Origin of the sequence: Streptomyces sp. A 4/2 (genome assembly GCF_940670765.1) — a bacterium.
Classification (GTDB): domain Bacteria; phylum Actinomycetota; class Actinomycetes; order Streptomycetales; family Streptomycetaceae; genus Streptomyces.
The window spans coordinates 1-843 of sequence record NZ_CALNVW010000085.1 but is presented as its reverse complement, the minus strand read 5'-3'; the positions used below and the strand labels follow the sequence as shown (position 1 = coordinate 843).

Here is an 843-nt window from a genome sequence, read left to right as displayed (position 1 = left end):
CCGTCGAAAACAGCCGACGACAACGCCGGGAAGAACAGCGGCGGTGGCGGCGGCGGAGCCAAGAAGCCGCCACCGGACGACCCGCTCAAGAGCGTCATGCTGAGGAACGGGACGACCCATCTGTGTGCCGCCCCCGCCTTGGCCAACGGCTCGGCGGGCAGCCCCCTCGGCCAGTACAAGTGCGGGGACGACCCGGCCGGTGCCAATCAGGTGTGGAGCCTGGAAACGGTGTTCAAGGGCCAGGGCCCGAACAACTCCGACCTCGTCCAGATCCGCAACAACACCACCGGCTACTGCGTGGATCTGCCCGACAAGGGTGCGCAGTCGCACGGCCAGCATCTGTACGAGGGCGCCTGCACCCGGACGCTGGACGACAACCAGCTCTGGTACCTGGTGAAGCGGCCGAACACCGGTGGGCTCTACTGGATCCGCAACTACATCAGCAACGGCCTGTGCATGGACGTCTCCGGCTACGCCAACACGGGAGACGACATGCAGGAGGGCGACACGCTGGGCCTGTTCACGTGCAGTGACGACGACGACCAGATCTGGTACCTCACCAAGCCCGACCAGAACTGATCCCGGCTGACGGTCCCGGCTGACGATCCCGGGGTGCTCCGACCGCGAGGCACCCCGGGAGGGCAGCGGTGGCTGCGCCTTCGTACGCCACATCCTGCCCTGCGGCCTGGGACAACGCGGCAACATCCGCCATAGCGTTGCCACATGAGTCTGTGGACCTCCCTGGAGCCCCCTTCAACAACCGTGGACCCGGGTGGTTCGGCCGGCGTGCGATTGCGGGTGCGCAATACCGGCGACGTCGTCGAGGAATACCGGTTCGTGCCC

General features: G+C 66.9%; 1 protein-coding gene. It reads left to right on the top strand.

From position 1 onward, the window contains the following. On the top strand, positions 1-579 hold a 579-nt coding region (locus tag NBY69_RS37125; RefSeq protein WP_250306689.1), incomplete at its 5' end, for an RICIN domain-containing protein. Positions 580-843: the final 264 nt, after the last annotated feature.